9 protein-coding genes are annotated in these 23,070 nt (G+C 71.8%); 2 read left to right on the forward strand and 7 right to left on the reverse strand.

Annotated elements, in window-relative coordinates:
* Positions 1 to 3: 3 nt before the first annotated feature.
* The 6 genes from FHX80_RS36445 to FHX80_RS26095 form a co-directional block, all read right to left on the reverse strand.
* The gene (locus FHX80_RS36445; protein ID WP_145766416.1) at positions 4 to 3,801 is read right to left on the reverse strand and encodes a condensation domain-containing protein; all 3,798 of its coding nucleotides are present in this window, start codon (positions 3,799 to 3,801) and stop codon (positions 4 to 6) included.
* A gap of 77 nt (positions 3,802 to 3,878) precedes the next feature.
* Complete coding sequence (locus FHX80_RS26075) at positions 3,879 to 5,783, reverse strand: non-ribosomal peptide synthetase (protein WP_145766417.1); 1,905 nt, start codon at positions 5,781 to 5,783, stop codon at positions 3,879 to 3,881.
* Positions 5,784 to 5,791: 8 nt separating this feature from the next.
* Positions 5,792 to 6,823 carry a TauD/TfdA family dioxygenase gene (locus FHX80_RS26080; protein WP_145766418.1) on the reverse strand — a complete coding sequence of 344 codons (1,032 nt, stop codon included), beginning with the start codon at positions 6,821 to 6,823 and terminating at the stop codon, positions 5,792 to 5,794.
* 97 nt (positions 6,824 to 6,920) lie between these two features.
* The gene (locus FHX80_RS26085; RefSeq protein ID WP_145766419.1) at positions 6,921 to 7,706 is read right to left on the reverse strand and encodes a thioesterase II family protein; all 786 of its coding nucleotides are present in this window, start codon (positions 7,704 to 7,706) and stop codon (positions 6,921 to 6,923) included.
* Complete coding sequence (locus FHX80_RS26090; RefSeq protein ID WP_145766420.1) at positions 7,703 to 17,248, reverse strand: non-ribosomal peptide synthetase; 9,546 nt, start codon at positions 17,246 to 17,248, stop codon at positions 7,703 to 7,705. Before FHX80_RS26090 ends, FHX80_RS26085 begins: the two co-directional genes overlap by 4 nt.
* Positions 17,249 to 17,403: 155 nt before the next feature.
* On the reverse strand, positions 17,404 to 18,735 hold the full coding sequence (locus FHX80_RS26095; protein ID WP_145766421.1) for a helix-turn-helix domain-containing protein: 1,332 nt from the start codon (positions 18,733 to 18,735) through the stop codon (positions 17,404 to 17,406).
* Between the two features lie 276 nt (positions 18,736 to 19,011).
* On the opposite strand from FHX80_RS26095, the gene FHX80_RS26100 reads away from it, so the two are divergent.
* The gene (locus tag FHX80_RS26100; RefSeq protein WP_145766422.1) at positions 19,012 to 19,248 is read left to right on the forward strand and encodes a hypothetical protein; all 237 of its coding nucleotides are present in this window, start codon (positions 19,012 to 19,014) and stop codon (positions 19,246 to 19,248) included.
* Positions 19,249 to 19,434: 186 nt separating this feature from the next.
* On the opposite strand, the gene FHX80_RS26105 is transcribed toward FHX80_RS26100, so the two are convergent.
* The gene (locus FHX80_RS26105; protein ID WP_244318446.1) at positions 19,435 to 22,437 is read right to left on the reverse strand and encodes an AfsR/SARP family transcriptional regulator; all 3,003 of its coding nucleotides are present in this window, start codon (positions 22,435 to 22,437) and stop codon (positions 19,435 to 19,437) included.
* 184 nt (positions 22,438 to 22,621) lie between these two features.
* On the opposite strand from FHX80_RS26105, the gene FHX80_RS26110 reads away from it, so the two are divergent.
* Positions 22,622 to 23,023: a nuclear transport factor 2 family protein gene (locus FHX80_RS26110; RefSeq protein WP_145766423.1), complete on the forward strand. Its 402-nt coding sequence runs from the start codon at positions 22,622 to 22,624 to the stop codon at positions 23,021 to 23,023.
* Positions 23,024 to 23,070: the final 47 nt, after the last annotated feature.

The following is a 23,070-nucleotide window of genomic DNA, read 5'->3' on the forward strand; positions in this document are numbered from 1 at the left end:
GTGTCAGCCCCGGCGCCGGGTGCCCGCACGGGTGCGTCGCCGCAGCGCGGGGGACGCGCCGCGTCCGGGCGCGGCCGGAGCGGGGGCGGCGGCGTCGTCCGTGGCGAGCCGGCGGGCCAGGGACGTGACGGTCGGGTTGCGGAACACGTCCCGCAGGGTGAGGTCCTGGCCGAACTCGGAGCGGATCCGGTTGAGCAGCCGTACCGCCAGCAGGGAGTGGCCGCCCGACTTGAAGAAGTTGTCCCCGCGGCCGATGGCGCGGCCGTCGAGCACCTCGCGGAAGACGCCCAGCAGGCGTTCCTCCCAGTCGGCCGGCGCCTGTGCGGCCGGTGCGCTCTCCTCGGGCAGTTCGGCGGCGTCCTCGCCCGGCTCCGGAAGGCGCGTCACCCTGATCACGCGGGCCGGGGCCAGATACTCGGGCAGCCGCTCGGAGGCCCAGCCGCGCAGCTCGGCCTCACCGGCGCCGGGCGCGCCGAGGACGTACGCGATCAGCCGGTCGTCCCGGACGGCGACGGCGACGCCGGTCACGGCCGGGTGCCGGCCCAGCACCTCCTCGACCCGGCCGGGCTCCACCGGGTAGCCGCCCACCGTCTGTGTGGCGAGGGGGTGCAGCGAGCCGTCGGCGCCGGGGTAGGCACGCCGCCCGGTGGCGCGCGGGGCGCTGCCCGGGGCGATCGCGTGGACCTCGCCGGGCACGCGCGCCGGGACCGGCAGCCCCCGCTCGTCGAGGACGGCCTCCCGGCCGACGGGAGCCGCCGGACCGTAACCCGGTCCGGACAGCGGCGCGTCCGGGTCGTCCGCGAACGCGTCGAGGGTCTCGGCCAGGCGGCGCGCGAGGAGCCGGGCGGTGTCGTCGTCGTAGAGGGCGGTGGCGTATTCGAGGACGCCCTGCAGGCCGGCCGGGCCGCCGTCCGGTTCCGTCCGTTCGGTCAGTGCGAAGGTGAGGTCGGACTTGGCGCCGGTGCTGCGGAAGAGGAGCGGGTCGCCGTCCAGGGCCGAGGGGGCCGCCGGCGCGGTTCCGGCGGCGTGCACCTGCACCATCACCTGGACGAGCGGCGCGTGGGCGGCGGACCGGTGCGGACTGAGGTGCTCGACCAGCCGGTCGAAGGGCAGGTCCTGGTGGCTGTAGGCGGCCAGACCGGCGTCGCGCACCCGGCGCACCAGCTCGGCGAACGCGGGGTCCCCGGAGGTGTCGGTGCGCAGGACCAGGGTGTTGACGAAGAACCCGACGAGCGGGTGCAGGGCGTCGTCGGCGCGGCCCGCCACGGTGGTGCCGAGCGCCACGTCGGGGCCGGCCCCGTGCCGGGTGAGGAGCGAGGCGAGGGCGGCCTGCACCACCATGAACAGGGTCGCGCCGTTGCGGCGGGCGATGCGCAGCAGACCCCGGTGGGTGGCGGCGCTCACCTCGAAGCCGGTCAGCGCGCCGACCCCGTCGCTCGCGGCCGGCCGGGGCCGGTCGGTGGGCAGCGCCAGCAGCGGCCCCATGCCGTCCAACGCCTTTCGCCAGAAGGCGAGTTGCTCCCCGGCGATTCCGTGTTCGCCGTCGAGCAGGTCGTTCTGCCACAGGGTGTAGTCGATGTACTGGACGGGCAGCGGCTGCCACGCGGGCGCACGGCCCTGCGCGCGGGCCCGGTAGGCGGTGTCGAGGTCGGCCAGCAGGCAGCCGGTCGACCAGCCGTCCCCGGCGATGTGGTGCACCAGCAGCGCCATCACCTGGCCCCCGTCCGCCTCCTCCATCAACCAGGCGCGGAACGGTATCTCGGCGCCGATGTCGAAGACATGCCCGGCGGCGGCGTCCACGGCCGCCCGCAGCCCCTGCGGCCCGTCCGTCACGAGCCGCTCCAGCACCGGCCGGACGCCCTCCAGCACCTCCTGGTACGGCTCGCCGTCCGCCGGCCGGTACACCGTGCGCAGCACCTCGTGCCGTTCGGCGATGTCCGCCAGGGCGGCGGCAAACGCGTCCGGGTCGATCCGCCGCCGCAGCCGGGTCACCACCGGAATGTTGTACGTGGCGCTCGGACCCTCCAACTGTCCCACGAACCAGAGGCGTTGCTGGGCGGCGGACAACGGTGTCCGGCCGGGCCGCAGCTCCTTCGGCACCGGGCGCAGAGCAGGCCGTACGGAGTCGTCGCGGTCCTCGCCGAGGCGTCGCAGCAGTTGCCCGGGAGTGGGGGCGAGGAAGATGTCGCGGATGGCGGCCCGCAGGCCGAGGGTGGCACGGATGCGGTTGGCGAGCTTTCCGGCGAGCAGGGAATGCCCGCCCAGCTTGAAGAAGTTGTCCGAGGCCAGCACCTCGTCACGGCCCAGGATCTCCGCGAACAGGCTGCGCAGGACCTCCTCGCGCGGATCGGCGGACGGGCGGGGGCCCGGCCCCTCGCCGTCCCGCGACGCGCCCCGGGTGGTGGCGCGCCGCTGTTCGGCCCGGGTCAGGGCCTCGTGACGGCGGTCGAGCTCCTGGCGCTCACGATCGGTGAGCAGGTCGACCCGGTCGAGGGGGGTGTCGACGGGCTGCTCGGCGAAGGCCGTCAGCGCGCGCCGGAAAAGGGTCAGGAGCAGTTGTGCGGTGTCCTCGTCGTAGAGGTCGGTGGCGTACTGCAGTCCGAGCCGCACTCCGTCGGGTTCGCCGTCGGGCCGGTGCGTCTCGGCGCAGTGGAAGCTGAGGTCGAACTTGGCGGTCGCCAGGTCGGTCCCGTCGATGGTGGCCCGGATGGGGCCGAGGGGGACGGTGGTGCCCTGCGCGGTCTGCGCGGTCAGCATCACCTGGAAGAAGGGGTGGCGGCCCAGGGAGCGTTCCGGGTTGAGGTGCTCCACGAGCAGGTCGAACGGCAGGTCCTCGTGGGCGTAGGCGGCCAGGTCCGTGTCGCGGACCTGTTCCAGCAGCCCGCCGAGGCCGAGGCCGTCGGAGAGATCCGCGCGCAGCGCGAGGGAGTTCACGAAGAACCCGACGAGCTCGTGCAGGTCCTCCTCGGGACGTCCGGCCACCGGCGTGCCCACCACCACGTCCCGGCCGGCGCCCGCCACCCGCAGCGCGAGTGAGAGCGCGGACCGGGCGGCCATGAAGAACGTCGCCCGGTGGGCCCGGGTCAGACGGGTCAGCGCCCGGTGGGCCGTGGCGTCGAGGAGCTGGGTGACGGTGGCCCCCCGGTGGGAGGGCTCCGTCGGACGGGGCCGGTCGGCGGGCAGCCGGGTCACGGCCGGTATGCCGTCCAGGGCCTCGCGCCAGTGGGCGAGCTGCTCGTGGGCCGTGCTCTGCGGGTCCTCGGGATCACCGAGCATGTCCCGCTGCCACAGCGCGTAGTCCGCGTACTGGACCGGCAGCGGCTCCCGATCGGGCGCACGGCCCTCGACGCGGGCCCGGTAGGAGGCGTCGAGGTCGGCCAGCAGGCAGCCGACGGACCAGCCGTCGGTCGCGATGTGATGGATCAGCAGGACGAGGACGTCCTGTCCCGAACCCGGAACAGTGAACAACCGTGCCTGCAGCGGCAGTTCTTTGGTGATGTCGACCGGTGTACGCGCGAAGGCGGTGACGGCCGCGTCCACCTCGCCGGCCGTGCACTCCTGGACCTCGAACCGCACGTCGGGATCGACGGCGATGTGCTGGTACGGCTCGGCGTCCTTGGCCGGGTAGACCGTGCGGAGTACTTCGTGCCGCTCCACCACGTCCCGCACCGCTGCCGCGAGCGCGCCCCGGTCGGGGGCGCCGTCGAGGCGGAGCACGACGGGTGCGTTGTAGGCCGGGGACGAGCCCTCAAGCCGGTTCAGGAACCACAGCCGGCGCTGGGCGTAGGAGAGGGGGATCACGATTGCTGCTCCTCGTGGTGGACGGGGGCGGACGGAGTACGGGCGAACTGCGGAACCTGCTGGTACGCGGCCGGGGTTCAGGCATCCCGGGCGGCCATGAGCTCCTCGATGTGAGCGGCGAGGTCACGCAGTCTCGGGTGCGCGTACACGGCCTTCACGGGCAGCGCCAGGGAGAGTTCGGCCCGGACCCGGGAGACCAGCTTGATGGCGAGCAGCGAATGACCGCCGAGCTTGAAGAAGTTGTCGTCCGGCCCGATCGACGAAGCGCCGAGGACCTGGGCCCAGACACGGGCGATCAGCTCCTCCGCGAGGCCGTTCGGAGCAGCACCGTAGTGCGCCGCGCCCGCCCCCGGACCCGCCGGGGCGGCGGGCAGGGCGGTGGCCAGTGCGGAACGGTCCAGCTTGCCGCTGGGCGTCGTCGCGAAGCGGTCCACGGCGACGAACGCCGGGGGAACCATGTACGAGGGCATCGTGGCGCTCAGCGCGGCGCGCAGCGCCCCGGCGTCACCGCCCCGGTGGTAGGCGATCAGGCAGGCGGTGCCGCCGGCGTCCGTGCCGAGGATCACGGCGGCCTCCGCGACCCCGTCCTCCCGGGTCAGGGCGGCCTCGATCTCCGCCAACTCGATCCGGTGCCCGCGCAGTTTCACCTGACCGTCGGCACGGCCCAGGTAGGCGAACCGGCCGTCCGGCAGCAGCCGGCACCGGTCGCCGGTGCGGTACATCCGCTCGCCGGAGCCCCCGGACAGGTCGGCGACGAACCGCTCCGCGCTCAGCCCGGGGCGGCCTCGGTAGCCGCGTCCCACCCGCGGGCCCGCCAGGTACAGTTCGCCGGCCTCCCCCGGGGCGACGGGGACGAGCCTCTCGTCCAGCAGCAGCGACCGCAGCCCCGGCAGGGCCGTGCCGATGTGCGGGGCGCCCGGCCCGTCGATCCACCCGGCGGTGGCGTCGACGGTGCACTCGGTCGGCCCGTACACGTTGAGCGCGCGCAGCAGTCCGGAGCCGTGCGCGGCCGCCAGCCGGTCCCACAGGGCGGGGCCGATCGGCTCCCCGCCGACCAGCAGGGTCAGCGGGCGGGGGCCGCCGTCGCCGGTAAGCAGGTCGAGCAGCGGATCGGCGTGCGAAGGAGTGATGTCGAGGTCGGTGAGCGCCTGCGCGTCGATGAACGCGGCGAGCAGCGAGGGGTCCCGTCGGGTCTCCTCGTCGATCATCACGAGGGTGTCGCCGCGGCAGAGCCGTATCCACTGCTGCACCGACGCGTCGAACGACGGGGACGCGTTCCAGCCGACCCGGCGGCCCTGGCCGGTCGCCGCGCCCACCCCCTCCAGCTCCCTCAGCAGCAGGGAGGCGGCCCCGCGGCCGATCTCCACACCCTTGGGCCGCCCGGTGGAACCGGAGGTGTAGATGACGTACGCGAGAGTCCCGGCGGTGACCGGCTCGGGTGCGAAGCCGTCCTCGGCGCCCGCCCGCCGCGCGGTCAGAGCGGCCGGGGTGAGGGCCGGGGCGGCCCCGGAGACCTGGGACCCGGACGCGGATTCCGGTACGACCACGAGGTCGGCGGCGGAGTCCTCGACGAGGTAGCGGCGGCGCTCCTCGGGCAGGGCCGGGTCGACCGGCAGGTAGGCGGCGCCGGCGGTGAGCGCGCCGATGATCGCGACGGCCAGGTCCGCTCCGCGCGGCAGGCAGAGCGCCACGAGGCTCTCCCGGCCCAGGCCCCTGGCGGCCAGCCCGGCCGCGAACGCGGCTGCCTCGGTGCGCAGTTCGGCGAACGTGAGCTCCCGGTCCCCGCCCACGACGGCGGTGCGACCACCCGGAACGGCGGCGAGCCGGACCATCAGGTCGGCCGACCCGGTGCCGGTCGTGCAGGCGCCGCAGGAGCAGGAGTCCGGGTGGCCGGCCGGGACGGAGCAGATGGCGCAGCCCGCGCAGGTGGCGTGGGACGTGAGGAACAGGGCGGCGGGGCGCTCGGGCAGGACGGTGGTCATGGCGGGGCTCACTCTCCGAACGGGGTGGTGGAGGGCGCGGTGCTCGGGGAGCAGTCGGCCAGCGGAACGGGCTCGCCCATGGCGACGAGGATCTTGCGGGCCCCGGTGTAGGACTCGCGGCCGTGCGCGCAGAGGATGTTGTCGACGAGCATCAGGTCGCCGCGCTGCCAGGTCTCCCGCACGGTCACCGCCTGGTACACCTCGTTGATGGTGTCCACCTCGGCGTCGGTGAGGGAAGTGCCGTCGCCCAGGTACGTGTTGAACGGCAGCCCGTCCTCGCCGAAGGTGTCGACGAGGACCTCGCGGACGTCCTCGTCCAGGGTGCGGGCGTTCCAGAACGCGAAGTGGTTGAACCAGGAGCGCTCACCGGTCACCGGGTGGGTGATGATCGCGGAGCGGAGCTGGCGGGTGCGCAGGGTGTCCTCGTCGAGCCACTCGTAGCCGATGGCGTGGGCGTCGCAGTACTCCGCGGCCCCCTTCGGCTCATCGGACGAGAAGGCCTTGCGCCAGGGCATCCCCGCCAGGTCGGAGTAGTTGCGCTCCAGCAGCCAGCCGGCCTTCGCGAACCGGGCCGCCAGGTCCGGCGGCAGCAGGGCGAGCGCCTTGCGCATGTCGCCGACAGTGGTCGCGCCGCCGGTCTCGGGCGCGGTGACGCAGCCGAACAGGAGGACGCCGGGGAAGTCCAGGGTGTAGCTGTTCTCGTTGTGCAGCCGGATCGGCTGGACGGCCGGCAGGTCGGTGGAGGAGAACACGCCCTCGCCGAAGTCGGTGCGCGGGGTGGCCTTCTCCTTGTACCCGGCCCGCTCGGCGATGAGCGCGTCACGGGCCTCGGCGAACGTCGCCGCGTCCACGACCGGCAGTCCGCGCAGCAGGACCGCACCCGAGCGGTGCAACTCGGCCTGGACGGCCGGGCGGTGGGCGACGAGCCACGCGGCGGCCTCGGCCATGCCGGAGAATTCCGGCGTGTGGACGACCACCGGCTTTCCGACCTCCCTGATCGGGGTGATGCCGGTGGTGGTGGGCTGGGACAGTGTGGTCATGGCAGTTCCTCGTCCTTCGAAGACAGTCGTGGGGAGTCGGCGGAGCTCCGCGGAATGCACAGGGGCCCGACGGGACTCCGCGGAGGGGGCACGAGGGTCAGCCGGCCGTGGCCGGTGCGTCGTGCAGGGCGGCGAGGACCGGGTTGAGACGGGCGAAGAAGCCAGGCAGGTCCTGCTGGAAGTAGAAGTGGTCGCCCGGGAGCACCACGGGAGCGATGTCGCCGCCGGCCACCATGGACCAGCCGCCGAGCATCCCGACCGGCACGATCGGGTCGGCGTCGCCGCCGAACACGGTTACCGGGCAGTCGAGTTGCACGCCGGGGACGGTGCACCGATAGGCGTCGTCGATGGCGAAGTCGGCCCGGATGGACGGCAGGATGATCTCGCGGAGCTCCGGCTCGTCGAGGATGCCGTCGTCGGTACCGCCGCGCTCCTTGATGGCGGCGACCAGCTCGTCGTCGTCGAGCAGCTCAGGGTGGACCGGGCACTGGTTGGGCAGCACCGGAGCACGGCACGCGGAGGCGATCAGCCCCCGGGGGGACCGGCCGGCGGCCTGGAGGGCACGGGCCACCTCGAAGGCGACCAGGGAGCCCATGCTGTGGCCGAGGACCACCAGGTCACCGGCGTCCGCGGGCAGGGAGTCGATCACCGGCAGCGCGAGGTCGTCGACCGACTCCGGCAGGTCCTCGCTGTAGCGGGCACCCCGTCCGGGGTACTGGCCGATCAGCAGCCGCACATCGGCGGGCAGGAACTCGCGCCAGGCGCCGTACGCGTGGGCGTTGCCCCCGGCGTGCGGCAGCACGAGCAGCGACAGGCGGTGCGGGGCATCGCCCGGCAGGTCCCAGACGACGTCTTCTGCGGCGGGCGGAGGGGAGGCGGTCATGAGCTCATCCGTTCTGTCCGGGTCCGGCGGCGGAGTGCCGGCCGGGCCTTCGGGGCGGGTGCGGCCTGGAGGGAGGCGATGTGCTCGGCGAGCCGGGCGGGCGTGGGGCGCTGGAAGAGGTCGCGCACGGTCAGCCGGACACCGAGTGAACCGGCGATGTGGTTGGTGAGGCGGGCGCCCAGCAGCGAATGCCCGCCGTGGTGGAAGAAGTCGTCGTCGATCGTGAGGGCGGCGCTCACGCCGAGGGCGTCGGCGAAGAGAGCGACCAGCCGCTCTTCGAGCGGGGTGCGCGGCGGGCGTCCGTCGGCGCGGGCCGTGGCCTGCGGGATGGGCAGGGCCCGCTTGTCGATCTTTCCGTTGGGCGTGAGGGGCAGCCGGTCCAGGGGGGTCAGATAGGTGGGCACGAGGTGCTCGGGGAGCCGGTCGGCCAGGTGGCGGCGGACGTCGTCCACCGTGAGCTGTGCGGAGCCGGACGCGGATACGGATGCGGCATCTTCGACGAAGTAGGCGGCGAGGCGGTCGCGATGGACGGTGATGGTGGCTTGGGTGATGTGGGGGTGGGTGAGGAGGGTGGTTTCGATTTCGTTGGGTTCGATGCGGAAGCCGCGGATTTTGATTTGGTTGTCGGCGCGGCCGTCGTAGTGGAGGTTGCCGTGGTGGTCGTGGTGGGCGAGGTCGCCGGTGCGGTAGAGGTGGGTGCCGGGGGGTCCGTAGGGGTTGGGGATGAAGTGGGTGGCGGTGGTGTCGGGTCGTTTGTGGTAGCCGTGGGCGAGGCCGTGGCCGGCGAGGTAGAGGTGGCCGGTGGTGCCGGGTGGGGTGAGGTTGAGGTGGTTGTCGAGGATGTAGGTGGTTTTGTTGGTGAGGGGGGTGCCGATGGGGGTGGTGGTGTGTTGGTGGGTGGGGTTGGGGGTGTGGGTGGTGGTGAAGCCCATGGATTCGGCGGGGCCGTAGCCGTTGGTGATGGTGAGGTGGGGGTGGTGTTGGTGGAGTTTGTGGATGTGGGTGGGTGAGGCGGCTTCGCCTGCGGTGTAGGTGGTGGTGAGGGTGGTGAAGGCGTGGGGGTGTTCGTCGGTGAGGTAGTTGAAGAGGCTGGCGGAGAGTTGGAGCATGGTGACGTGGTGGTGGTTGGCGAGTTGGGTGATGAGGGTGGGTTCGGGTTTTTGTCCGGGTTGGAGGATGGTGGTGGCTCCGTGGAGGAGTGCGCCCCAGAATTCGAGGCTGAAGGCGTCCCAGGAGACGGGTGAGCATTGGAGGAAGACTTCGTTGGGTCCGAAGGTTCCGTAGTTCTGTGCGGTGAGGGTGGAGACGAGGTTGCGGTGGGAGGAGAGGATGCCTTTGGGGCGTCCGGTCGAGCCGGAGGTGAACATCAGGCATGCCACGTCGGTGCTGGTGAGGGGGGTGCCGAGGTTGTTTTCCGGGAGGGCGGTGAGCTGTTCGGGCTTGTCGGTCACCGTGGTCCAGGGCCCGTTCAGCCGTTGTGAAAGTTCGGTGTTCGTGACGAGGTGGGTGATGCCGGCGTCGTGGGCGGCGGTGCGTAGGCGCTCGTCGGGGAAGTCGGGGTCCAGGAGGGTGTATCCGGCTCCGGTCTTTGTCACGGCGATGACGGCTGTTGCGAAGTCCGTGCCGCGTTCGAGCAGGACGCCGGCCATGTCGCCGCGTTTGAGGCCGAGTTGTTGCAGGTGGTGGGCCCACTGGTTCGCGGTTGTGTTGAGTTCCGCGTAGGTCGTCTGACGGTCGCCGTCGATGAGTGCGGTCTTGTCGGGGCGGAGTGCTGCCTGTTCCTCGAACCGTTGGGTCAGTGTTGCGTCGTCGATGTCGGTGGTGGTGCCGGCCCAGGGGCCGGTGAGCAGTTCGCGTTCGGTCGCGGTGAGGACGTCCAGGTCGGCGAGGTGCAGTTCCGGGTCCGCCAGGGCCTGTTGCAGGACCGATCCCAGGACCGACACCATCCTGCGTACCGTCGCCTCGTCGAACACATCCCGGGCGAAGAGGACCGCACCGTGCAGACGCTTGCTGTCGTCGGAGCGGAGCAGGAACTCCAGGTCGAACTTGGCCGAGCCGCTGAGTACCCCGAACACCTCGGCTTTCTGAACACCGGACAGGCTCACCTCCGGCAGCCCGCCCGCCTCCAGACCGAGGCAGATCTGGAAGAGGGGGTGTCGGGCGAGGGTGCGGGTGGGGTTGACGGCGTCGAGGACGAGGTCGAAGGGGGCTTCCTGGTGGGCGAACGCGTCGAGGTCCGTCGCACGGACGTGCTTGAGGAGTTCACGGAACGTCGGGTCGCCGGTGGTGCTGGTGCGCAGGACCAGTGTGTTGACGAAGAACCCGACGAGGTCCTCCAGCCCCTCGTGGCCCCGGCCCGCGACCGGTGAGCCGATGGCCAGATCGGTGCCCGCGCCGAGGCGGGTCAGGGCCGCGACCAGGGCGGCGTGCACGACCATGAACGGCGTGCACCCCTCGGCCCGGGACAGTTCGGTCACCCGCTCGAAGAGATCCGGGCCCAGGTCCACAGTGACTTCCCCGCCGTGGTGGGTGGCGTGGGCGGGGCGGGGGCGGTCGAGGTTGAGGCTGTGTTCCTGGGGGAGGCCGGCCAGGGTCGTGCGCCAGAAGTCGAGCTCCTGGGTGACGAGGCTCCCCGGCTCGTCCTCGGAGCCGAGGACGCGCCGTTGCCACTGTGCGTAGTCGGTGTACTGGACCGGCAGCGGGTCCAGGATGGGTCCGCCGGTTCCGTCGGTTCCGGCCAGGCGGGCTTCGTACGCCCGGGAGAGGTCGCTGAAGAAGGGGATGTTGGAGCCGCCGTCGGTGGCGATGTGGTGGAGCAGGAGCAGCAGGACCTGGGATCCGCCACCGAGGTCGAACAGTGTGACACGCAGGGGCAGTTCGCTGCGGAGGTCGAAGACGTGGGCTGCCGCGGCGGCCAGTTCCGTATCGAGGTCTTCGGCGTCGACGTGGCGGTGCGTGACGGAGATGAGGGTGTCCGACGGGGGAAGGACCCGCTGGCGGGGTTCGCCGTCCACGGTCTCGAAGACGGTCCTGAGCGGTGCGTGGCGTTCGGCGACATCGTTGAGCGCCGCCGCCAACGCCTCCGTGTCGAGGGCGCCTTGGACGCGTACGGCGATGGGGACGTTGTACGCGGCGGTCCCACCGTCGAGGTCGGCCAGCAGCCACAGCCTTTGCTGGGCGTACGAGGCCGGCGGGGGCCCGTCCTGGTCCTCGACCGGGACGAGCGGGGGCAGCGCGGGTGTGCCGTTCCGCGCGGCGACGTGTTCGGCCAGGCGGGCCGGTGTCGGGTGCTGGAAGACGTCGCGGATGGTCAGCCGGACGCCCAGGGCATCGGCGACGTGATTGGTCAGGCGCGCGGCCAGCAGGGAATGCCCGCCCAGTGTGAAGAAGTCGTCGTCGACGCCGACCGGTTGCGTCGTCCGCAGGGTCTTGGCGAACAGCGCGACCAGGATCTCTTCGCCCTGACTACGCGGTGCGCGCCGCGTCACCGAGGCCATCTGCGGGGCGGGCAGGGCCCGCTTGTCGATCTTCCCGTTCGGCGTGAGGGGCAGTCGGTCCAGCACGATCACCTGTGACGGGACCATGTGCTCCGGCAGCCGTTCCGCGACATGGAGCCGCAGGTCCTCGTTGGCGGAGCCGATCTCTCCGTCCAGGTCCTGGACGACGTACGCGACCAGCTGCTCCTGGTGGACGGTGATGGTGGCTTGGGTGATGTGGGGGTGGGCGAGGAGGGTGGTTTCGATTTCGTTGGGTTCGATGCGGAAGCCGCGGATTTTGATTTGGTTGTCGGCGCGGCCGTCGTAGTGGAGGTTGCCGTGGTGGTCGTGGTGGGCGAGGTCGCCGGTGCGGTAGAGGTGGGTGCCGGGGGGTCCGTAGGGGTTGGGGATGAAGTGGGTGGCGGTGGTGTCGGGTCGTTTGTGGTAGCCGTGGGCGAGGCCGTGGCCGGCGAGGTAGAGGTGGCCGGTGGTGCCGGGTGGGGTGAGGTTGAGGTGGTTGTCGAGGATGTAGGTGGTTTTGTTGGTGAGGGGGGTGCCGATGGGGGTGGTGGTGTGTTGGTGGGTGGGGTTGGGGGTGTGGGTGGTGGTGAAGCCCATGGATTCGGCGGGGCCGTAGCCGTTGGTGATGGTGAGGTGGGGGTGGTGTTGGTGGAGTTTGTGGATGTGGGTGGGTGAGGCGGCTTCGCCTGCGGTGTAGGTGGTGGTGAGGGTGGTGAAGGCGTGGGGGTGTTCGTCGGTGAGGTAGTTGAAGAGGCTGGCGGAGAGTTGGAGCATGGTGACGTGGTGGTGGTTGGCGAGTTGGGTGATGAGGGTGGGTTCGGGTTTTTGTCCGGGTTGGAGGATGGTGGTGGCTCCGTGGAGGAGTGCGCCCCAGAATTCGAGGCTGAAGGCGTCCCAGGAGACGGGTGAGCATTGGAGGAAGACTTCGTTGGGTCCGAAGGTTCCGTAGTTCTGTGCGGTGAGGGTGGAGACGAGGTTGCGGTGGGAGGAGAGGATGCCTTTGGGGCGTCCGGTCGAGCCGGAGGTGAACATCAGGCATGCCACGTCGGTGCTGGTGAGGGGGGTGCCGAGGTTGTTTTCCGGGAGGGCGGTGAGCTGTTCGGGCTTGTCGGTCACCGTGGTCCAGGGCCCGTTCAGCCGTTGTGAAAGTTCGGTGTTCGTGACGAGGTGGGTGATGCCGGCGTCGTGGGCGGCGGTGCGTAGGCGCTCGTCGGGGAAGTCGGGGTCCAGGAGGGTGTATCCGGCTCCGGTCTTTGTCACGGCGATGACGGCTGTTGCGAAGTCCGTGCCGCGTTCGAGCAGGACGCCGGCCATGTCGCCGCGTTTGAGGCCGAGTTGTTGCAGGTGGTGGGCCCACTGGTTCGCGGTTGTGTTGAGTTCCGCGTAGGTCGTCTGACGGTCGCCGTCGATGAGTGCGGTCTTGTCGGGGCGGAGTGCTGCCTGTTCCTCGAACCGTTGGGTCAGTGTTGCGTCGTCGATGTCGGTGGTGGTGCCGGCCCAGGGGCCGGTGAGCAGTTCGCGTTCGGTCGTGGTGAGGACGTCCAGGTCGGCGAGGTGCAGTTCCGGGTCCGCCAGGGCCTGTTGCAGGACCGATCCCAGGACCGACACCATCCTGCGTACCGTCGCCTCGTCGAACACATCCCGGGCGAAGACAGCGGTGGTCCGGAGCTCCTTCTCGTCGTCCGAGCGCAGGAAGAACTCCAGGTCGAACTTGGCCGAGCCGTTGGCAAGCGTCTCGGCGCTGGCCGTCCTGACGCCCGGCAGGTCGAGGGCGGGCACACCGCCCGTCTCCAGCGCCAGGCAGATCTGGAAGAGGGGGTGTCGGGCGAGGGTGCGGGTGGGGTTGACGGCGTCGAGGACGAGGTCGAAGGGGGCTTCCTGGTGGGCGAACGCGTCGAGGTCCGTCGCACGGACGTGTTCGAGGAGTTCACGGAACGTCGGGTCGCCGGTGGTGCTGGTGCGCAGGACCAGTGTGTTGACGAAGAACCCCACCAGACCCTGGAGTTGCTCGTCGCCGCGCCCTGCGGCGGGCGAGCCGATGGCCAGATCGGCGCCCGCGCCGAGGCGGGTCAGGGCCGCGACCAGGGCGGCGTGCACGACCATGAACGGCGTGCACCCCTCGGCCCGGGACAGTTCGGTCACCCGCTCGAAGAGATCCGGGCCCAGGTCCACAGTGACTTCCCCGCCGTGGTGGGAGGCGTGGGCGGGGCGGGGGCGGTCGAGGTTGAGGCTGTGTTCCTGGGGGAGGCCGGCCAGGGTCGTGCGCCAGAAGTCGAGCTCCTGGGCGACGAGGCTCCCCGGCTCGTCCTCGGAGCCGAGGACGCGCCGTTGCCACTGTGCGTAGTCGGTGTACTGGACCGGCAGCGGGTCCAGGACGGGTCCGCCGGTTCCGTCGGTTCCGGCCAGGCGGGCTTCGTACGCCCGGGAGAGGTCGCTGAAGAAGGGGATGTTGGAGCCGCCGTCGGTGGCGATGTGGTGGAGCAGGAGCAGCAGGACCTGGGATCCGCCACCGAGGTCGAACAGTGTGACACGCAGGGGCAGTTCGCTGCGGAGGTCGAAGACGTGGGCTGCCGCGGCGGCCAGTTCCGTATCGAGGTCTTCGGCGTCGACGTGGCGGTGCGTGACGGAGATGAGCGTGTCCGACGGGGGAAGGACCCGCTGGCGGGGTTCGCCGTCCACGGTCTCGAAGACGGTCCTGAGCGGTGCGTGGCGTTCGGCGACATCGTTGAGCGCCGCCGCCAACGCCTCCGTGTCGAGGGCGCCTTGGACGCGTACGGCGATGGGGACGTTGTACGCGGCGGTCCCACCGTCGAGGTCGGCCAGCAGCCACAGCCGTCGCTGGGCGTACGAGGCCGGCGGAAGCCCGTCCTGGTCCTCCGCCGGAACGAGCGCGGGGAGCGCCGGTGCACCCTTCTTCCCGGCCACGTGTTCCGCGAGGCGGGCCGGTGTCGGGTGCTGGAAGACGTCGCGGATGGTCAGCCGGACGCCCAGGGCATCGGCGACGTGATTGGTCAGGCGCGCGGCCAGCAGGGAATGCCCGCCCAGTGTGAAGAAGCTGTCGTCGACGGTGGGGGTGTCGGGCAGGCCGAGGGTCCTCGCGAACAGCGCCACCAGGATCTCTTCCTCGGCCGTCCGGGCTGCGCGACCGCCTCCGGAGGTGACCGACGGGGCGGGCAGGGCTCGCTTGTCGATCTTCCCGTTCGCCGTGAAGGGCAGCCGGTCCAGGCGTGTCAGGTAGGCGGGTACGAGGTGTTCGGGGAGCCGGTCCGCCAGGTGGCGGCGGACCTCTTCGAGGTGCACGGGCTGATCGGAGACCACGTAGGCGGCGAGCCGCTGGTCGTGGAGGGTGACCACCGCCCGGGAGATACCGGGGTGGGTGAGGAGAGCGGCCTCGATCTCACCGGGCTCGATCCGGAAGCCGCGGACCTTGACCTGGTCGTCGGCCCGGCCCTCGTAGTGCAGGACGCCGTTCCGGTCGAAGTGGGCGAGGTCGCCGGTGCGGTAGAGACGGCTGCCCGGTCCGCCGAAGGGGTGCGGGACGAAGCGGACGGCGCTGATGTCGGGCCGCCCCTGGTAGCCGTGGGCGAGACCGTCGCCCGCGAGGTAGAGCTCGCCCGTGGTGCCCGGCGGGCACAGCCTCAGCCGGCTGTCCAGGATGTACGCGGGCTTGTTGACCAGCGGCGAACCGATGGGAATCACCGGATGAGGCTCGGCGCCCGGCTCGACGGTGTGCGTGGTCGCGAAGATCATCGCCTCGGCGGGTCCGTAGCCGTTGACGACGGCCATACCGGGCCGGAGCCGCTGCAGGGCGTGGACATGGGCGGGGGAGGCCGCCTCGCCGACGGTGAAGGCGGTGGTGACGGACGCGAACGCTTCGGGATGTTCGTCGACGAGATAGTTGAAGAGGGTGGCGGACAGCAGCAGGGTGGTGATGTGGTGCCGCCGCGCCAGTTCGTCGACGATCGCCGGTTCGGGTTTCTGCCCCGGCTGGAGCACGGCGGTCCCGCCGTGCAGCAGGGCCCCCCAGAGCTCCAGGCTGAACGCGTCCCACGAGACGGGGGAGCACTGGAGGATGACCTGGTCGGGGCCGAAGGGGAGATAGCTCTGCCGGGTGAGGGTCGAGACGAGATTGCGGTGGGAGGACAGGATGCCCTTGGGCCGGCCGGTCGAGCCCGAGGTGAACATCAGGCACGCCGCGTCCTCGGCGGTGAGCGGCAGGCCGAGATTTTCGGTCTCCCGGTCCGGGAGCTGGGCGGGGGCCTCGGTGTGGGTGGCCCACCCGCCGGTGATGCGGCCGGCCAGCTCCGGGCGGGTGACGAGGTGGCCGATGCCCGCGTCGTCGGCCGCCGAGCGGAGGCGTTCGTCCGGGAAGTCGGGGTCGAGCAGCACATGCGCGGCGCCGGTCTTCAGGACCGCGAGGAGAGCGGTGACGAAGAGGGTGCTCCGCTCGAAGAGGACGCCCGCCATGTCACCGCGGCCCAGGCCCCGGGAGCGCAGGTGCCGGGCCCACCGGTTGGCGTCGGCGTTGAGCGCGGCGTACGTGACCCGCCGGTCCCGGTCGATCAGCGCGGTGCTGTCCGGGAACCGTGCGGCCTGCTCCTCGAACCGCTCCACCAGTGTCGTGTCGTCGGGCTCCACCACCGGTCCGGCCCACCGGCCGGTCAGCAGCTCGCGCTCGGTGCCGGACAGCACCTCCAGGTCGGCGACCCTGCTCGCGGTCGGCTCCTCGATGGCGAGGGTCCCGGTGAGGAATTGGGCGAACCGGTCCTGGTGGGCGGCGACGGCGTCCACGTCGACGCCCTCGACCGGGGTGTCGAAGTCGATGCGCAGTCCGCTCGCCGCCCCCAGGTCGAAGACGGTGATGCTCAGGTCGTCGACGGGGCCGTTGCTGACGTTGTGGTTGACGCTCGGGTGACCGCACACGGTCAGCTCCGAGTTGAAGCCCATGATGTTGATGACGGGCGAGGCGAGTCTGCGCGAGCCGTCGAGGGCACCGGCGTCCCGGCACAGATCCTCGTACCGGGTCATCTGGTGGCGCAGACCGTACTTGACCTCGGCGGTCACCGACCGCACCAGTGAGCCGAGCGGCTCCTCGGGCCGGACGCGCAACCGCAGCGGGACGATGTTCGACAACATGCCGGGCGTGCTCCGCGCGGTCTTCGACTTCCGGCCCGGCACCGGCAGGGCGGCCACCAGCTCGTCCTGGCCCGTGACCCGGTGCAGGTACACCGTGAACAGCGCCACCAGGAGGACGGACCAGGAGACCCGCTCGGTACGGGCCACGGCCCGCAGCCGCTCGGCATCCGCCGGGGACACCCGGACGCTGCGCCGGGCGAAGGGCAGTCCGCCGTGCGCCGGGGCGGCCCGGCCGGTCCCCCGGACGATGCTGGGCGCGTCCGGAGCACCGGCCAAGTGCTCCCGCCAGCCCTCCCGTTCGGCGGCAGCCTCTTCGGAGAGCCGGTGGGCGCTGTCCTCGGCCAGGAGGTCGGTGAGCCGTCCGAAGGGGGAGGCGTCCCACGGCTCGCCCGCCACCGCCTGCTCGTACAGGGCGATCAGCCGCGCCAGGAGCATCCCCACGCCCAGGCCGTCGATGACCAGGTGGTGGAAGCCGTAGAAGTAGAAGTACCGCTCCTCGCCCAGCTTGAAGAGCGCGCAGCGCACGGGAGCCTGGCGGGTCAGGTCGTACGGGGCGCAGACCATCGCGTCGATCAGGCGCCAGGCCGCCGCCTCCGGGTCGTCCGCCGCGCTCACGTCGGTGAACGGCAGACTGCGGGAGCCGACTTCCGTGTCGAGCAGCTGCCACACCTGCTCCCCGTCGTCCTCGAAGCGCAGGACCCGCAGCGAGTCCGCCTCCTCGGCCAGCCGCCGCCAGGCGGCCGCCATCAGCTCCGGGTCGACCGGGCCGAAGATCTCCCTGCACTCGCCGACGCTGTACCGCAGGCCGGTGGGGTCGAGGGTGTGGGCCGTCCAGATGTCACGCTGAGCGACCGAGAGCGGCAACCGGACGGTGGCCGGGGCAGGTGCGACGGGCGCGTCGGACGGCATGGGAACTCCTGGGGGAAGTCGCTGCGGAGGTGGGCCGGCCGGGCGGCCGGGTGGCGGGCTGTGCCGGGCGGGGCAGTGCCATACAACCCGCGGACGGCTCCGGGAAGCGGCAGTCGGTCCGGCGGTGCGTCAGCAGTTGGGCGGCGCGGCGGCAGTCAGGCGGCAGCGTCGGCGGCAGCGGCCGGGGCGAGGGCCCGCACCACGCACAGCACCCGGAACGCGGAGCGGCCCGTGTCCGTACTGGCCCGAATGACCCCGCTGACCAGCAGCCGGCGCACCATGTGGCCGCATTCGGGCAGGGTGCGGCCGGTCAGCCGCACGACGTCGCCCAGGGTGAATTCGTCGGCGTCCGCCTCGTGCAGGGCGGAGATCAGCCTCTGGTGGTCGGCGGGCAGCCGGCCGATGGTGCGGCCGGTCCGCTCCGGCAGCCGGGAGACGGCGGGGTCACCGGACAGGCGGTCGAGCAGGGCGGCGGGATCGAACTCTACGATGCGGCAGAGCGTCGGCAGGTCGCACACGGTCAGCCAGGAGGCGGCCGCGACGAGCGCCATGGGATGGCCGTCGAGGCGGTGGCAGATCCGTGCGATGTCCGCCAGCGACCGTTCGTCGGCCGTGATGTCCGGGCGGTCGCGGCGCAGCCGGGCGAGGAAGAAACGGGTGGCGGGGGAGTCGGAGCCGGCGGGCGGAGCGGGCGCGTCGAGCGGGGAGAGGAGGAAGAGGCGTTCGCAGGGAACGTCCCAGGGCTCCTCCGCGGTGACGAGCAGGCGGATGCCGGGGACGTCACGCAGCAGCCGGTTCAGCCGGTGGCCGTCGAGCAGGCTCGGCTCGACGCCGTCGAGCACCAGCAGGAGGCCGCGGCTGCCCGCGAGGTCCGCGAGCCGTGCCGGGAGCTCGCCGTCCTGCCCACCGCCGTGCAGGAATTCGGCGCAGTCCGCGGTCAGGGCGGTGACGGAGTCGTCGTCGGCCGGCAGGAAGTCGGGGACGGGGCCGGGAGCGGTGTGCCACAGCACGGAGAAGCCGGCTTCGTGCATCCGGGCCGCGGCCTCCAGCGCCACCCGGGTCTTGCCCACCCCGCTCAAACCCACCACCGTGATCAGGCGCTCGGTGCCCGACCGCAGCTCCTCCACGACGACGGCGGTCTCCGCGTCCCGCCCGATGATCGGGTGCAGGGGGACGGGCGGCGACGGGCGTTCGGCGAGCAGACGTCTGCCGTCCCCCTCGAAGCGGTGTCCGCGCCGGGCCGCCTCCTCCAGGACGGTACGGGCCCGGGGGCCCAGCCGCAGGCCGTCGGCGATCAGCCGGACCGTGTCGGTTCTGGGCCGCTGGGCCTTCCCCTTCTCCAGGTCGCGGATGGCGCGCACGCTGATGGTGGAGAGGTCCGCCAACTGGCGTTGCGTCAGGCCGATACGGATCCGGTGCCCCCGGATCAGGGAACCGAGGACCTCGGAGTGCTCGGTGGTGCTCTGCGCGGGAAGGCCGGTCGTCATGGGAAGCTCCTGCTGGTCGGTTCGGGGCCTGGCGAGAGTTCTTCCGCCATCCTTCGAACGCGGCCTATCCGCCGGGCATCCCGCCCCTAACCCCGCATGGACTTCCGCTATCCCGGCCCCTGCCCCGGGACAGCGGCCCGGCGATAGGGGACTCCCGGGCCGTGATAGCGGTCCCGCGCCGTGATAGCGCGGAGATAGGACCAGGGGCGGCCCCGTGAATCCGGTCTTTCCTAACTTGGTGGTCAGAAGGAAACGCCACCACCGAGAGGGAATCCGATGACGAACAACACCGCCGCCAGCACCGCTCTCCGCACCGCCGTCGCCGCCGCCCTGATCGTGATCGTGACCGGCCTGGGCGTTCAGACGGGCTGGGCCGCGGAGGCAGGTGACACCACCGCCCCGACCGCCGCCACCGCCACCACCGACGGCCCGGCCACGACGGACGCCCCCGCCGACGACACGACGCCGACGAACCCGGGCGGCGCCGGCACGCTGAACAACCCCTGGGACTGACCACAGTCCGGACCGCTTGGCCCACTTGGCCACCCGGCCACATGGACCGCTTGGCCCACCCGGCGCGCGACCGGCCCGTCCGCCCGCGCCGCCCGCACTCGGAGCGCACGCGACTACTGCGCCCGCTCCCGGAACGCCCGCCACCGGCGAGGGCGTCCGACCCCCGGCCAGAAGACCGTGACGGTCTCAGCCCACGCCGAGCAACCGCTTCGCCTCGGTCAGCTCCCGCGCCATCCCACGGTCCCGGAACACGTCGACCGCGGGGATCAGAAGCTCCCGGGACCGCCCCGTGTCCCCCTCCAGCAGCCGCGCCAGATCCAGGCGCGCCAGCGCGCCACCACTAAAATCCATGATGCGCTCCCGGGCCGCGATGGCCCGGTCGTAGAAGTCCCTGGCCCGCTCGGGCCGTCCCATCAGGGTGAAGGCGTGACCCAGATCGCGCAGCAGGTGCCCCTCACCGATGACATCGCCGGAGACGCGGCACAGCTCCAGTACCTCCGTGAAGGTCAGCACCGCCTGATCGTGGTCGCCCCGTTCCAGCAGCAGTTGACCGACCCGGCGCAGCGTTCTCGCCCGGCCCCCCGTGTATCCGACACACTCGTAGACGGCCAGCGCCTCGTCCAACTGGGTCTGCGCCGCGTCGCTGTTCCCCTGGCGCATCCGGATCTGGGCGCTCTGCGTCAGGACGATCGCGCGCCCCACCACGTCACCGGCCCGGTCGAAGTCGGCCAGGGACTGCCCGTACAGGTCCAGGGCGCCGGCGTCATCGCCGTCGGTCCTCGCGATGAGGGCCAGATCGCGCCGGCACAGCGCCCTGCCCTCCGGTTCGTCGAGCGCCTGGAAGACGTCCAGCGCCGAGCCGAGCGTCTGCCGCGCCCGGTCGAACTGGTTACGGCTCATGTAAAGCGACCCGAGCGACGCCTGCACGACCGCCGTGCCCCGCAGATTGCCCGCCTTGCGGACGGCCTCCAGCGCCTTCAGATGGGTCTGCTCCCACAGGTCGTAGTGGCCGCGCACCTCGAAGAGGGTGACCAGGGTCGTGGCCAGGTCCCAGCTGACCTCGTGCAGCCCCTCGTCCGCCGCCTGCTCCACCATCGCGCACAGCGCGGCCTGTTCGGCGTCCAGCCAGGCCATCGGGTCGGCCAGCAGCTGGTCGGTGCCACCGACGGGCGGCACCCAGCGGGGAGCGGTTCCGTGCAGCACCGTGTAGTCGCCGCCGTACACCTTGCGGTGCGCCTGCTCGGCCAGGTGCATCCAGCCGCCCGCCATGCGCACGAGCGCCGCCTCGCGGTCCTCCGGTCTTTCCTGAGAGGCCAGTTGTTCACGCGCGTAGACACGGATGATCTCGTGGAAGCGGTACCGGTAGCCCCCGGTGCTCTCCACCCCGACGACGTCCAGCATCTGTACGTCGACCAGGGGCTCCATCAGGTCCGACGGGAAGGGGCGGTCGTCGTCGAGGAGCGAACCGGCCAGCCAGCTGGGCAGGGTCGGCGTCCGGGCCATGCTCAGCAGCCGCAGCAGCCGGGCGTCCGCGGCGGCCAGACCGTCGTACGTGAGGGAGAGGCTGGCCCGCATGGTCATCTCGCCGTGGGTCAGCTCGTCCAGCCGGTGACGCTCGTTGGCGAGCCGGTGCACCATCGAGGCGAGCGTCCAGTGCGGACGCGCGGCGAGGCGGGCGGCCACGATGCGCAGCGCGAGCGGCAGCCGCCCGACCGTGCGGACGAGCGCCTCGGCCGCCACGGCCTCGTCGCGCACCCGGTCCTCCCCGATGATCCGGGACAGCAGCTCCAGCGCCCGGTCCTCCTCCAGCACGTCCAGCTCGACGCGGTGCGCACCGGGCAGGGCGGTCAGCCGCGCCCGGCTCGTGACGAGGACGGCGCAGTCGCGGCTGCCGGGCAGGAGCGACCGCACCTGGCCCTCGCTGACCGCGTCGTCCAGGACGACGATGACCCGGCGGGAGGCGAGCCGTGTCCGGTACATCTCCGCGCGCTCGTCCAGCGACTCCGGGATGAGCTGGCCGGGAATGCCGAGCGCCCGCAGGAACCGGCCAAGGACCTCCGAGGAGGTCGCGGGCGCCCCGGTCGTCCCGCGCAGGTCGCAGTAGAGCTGACCGTCGGGGAAACCGCTTTCGGCCAGCATGTGGGCCATGTGGACCGCGAGGGTCGACTTTCCGGTGCCGGGTCTGCCCGTGATCGCGACCAGACCGGCCGTGTGCCCGCCCGGACCTCCGGTCAGGGCCCGCTCAAGGTCCGCGAGCCGGCCGGGGTCGGCGACGAAGTCCGCGGTCGTGGCGGGCATCTGGTGCGGGACCTCGTCCTGCCGCTCGGGCACCGGCGGGGCGGCGGCCGCGGGCTCCGCGGCGTTCTCCGGCTCCGACGGCGCACGGGCCGGGCCGGGGCCCGCGGGAGGGGCCAGTTCACCCGCGAGGATCGCCGACTGCAGGTCCTTGAGCTCCCGGCCGGGCTCCAGCCCGAGTTCCTCGTCGAGCAGCACCCGCCCGACCTGGAAGACGTCCAGCGCCTCCGCCTGCCGCCCCGACCAGTACAGGGCCTCCATGAGCTGACCGCGCAGTCTCTCCCTGAGGGGGTGCTCGTGCGTCAGCATCTGCAGCTCGCCGACCAGCCGGTCGTGCCGCCCGAGTTCCAGCTCCATCCGCAGCCGCAGTTCCAGGGCGGCGAGCCGTTCCTCGTTGAGCTGGCGGGCCCGGTTGCCCAGCGGGCCGCTGTCCATGCCGGTCAGGCAGTCCCCCTGCCAGAGCGTCATCGCGGACTTCAGCCGCTCCACGGCCTGCTCCGGGGAGCCCTGCTCCTTCAGCTGACGCGCACGTGTGACCAGGGTGGTGAAGAGCGCGGAGTCCACATTGCCGGCGTCGGTGTGCAGCATGTACCCCGGGGGCCGCGTGGTGATCGAGACCTCGGCGTCCGCGCCCGCCAGCAGCTTCCGCAGCCGCGACACGCAGATCTGGACCTGGGTACGTGCGGTCTCCGGCGGGTCGTCCTGCCAGATGAGGTCGACCAGGTAGTGGGTGCTGACGACGCGGTTGGTCTCCAGGAGCAGGGCGGCGAGGATGACTTCCTGGCGGCCGGGGGGAACCCTCAGCGGCCCCTTCGTGCCCCGTACCTGTAGCGGTCCCAGGACCTGGAAGGGCGGCGGGGACATGCCCGGGAGACCCAGCATCTCTTCCGTCATACCGTCAGTCACCAAATCCCCTGCCAACTTTTTGAGTTGACGCAGCCGGGTCAACTTTCGGACAGTCTCCACATTCATGTGCCCCCTGTCTATGGCGTGTGGTTCTCCCGTGTGCGATAGCGCGGTGATAGGGAGAAGTTGTGGGCGGTCCGCAGGATGGGGTGTGGATGCGAAAGGGACACTGATGAACAGCAACTACGACGCGGGCGCCGGACTATTGGGCCCCCCGGACGATCTGGTCACCGCTGCCGGGGTCGACCATGTGCGACTGGTCTACGACTACCTCAACGCGGGGGATCTCGACGCCTACGCCTCCCTCCTGCATGACGAGGTCGAGTTCGAACTGCCCGGTCGGCCGCTCGCACGCGGCCGTACGGAGGTGCTCCACGCCCACCGCGCGGACGTCGAACGCACCACCCGCCACGAGATCGACCGCGTCGTCGCCCACGACCACTGGGTGGTCGCCGCGGGCCGCCGTATCGTCCCGGGCGTCGACGAGAGTTGTCTGCGGTTTGTCGACTTCTTCGGTATCGCCGACGACTCGATGGTGCGCACATGTACGCGCTACTACCACACGACTCCGTGAAGGCGCGGACGGCGGAATGGGCTTTCTGCCGTCCGCTTCGGCCGGCT

The sequence above is a fragment of the Streptomyces brevispora genome (genome assembly GCF_007829885.1).
GTDB classification, from domain to species: domain Bacteria; phylum Actinomycetota; class Actinomycetes; order Streptomycetales; family Streptomycetaceae; genus Streptomyces; species Streptomyces brevispora.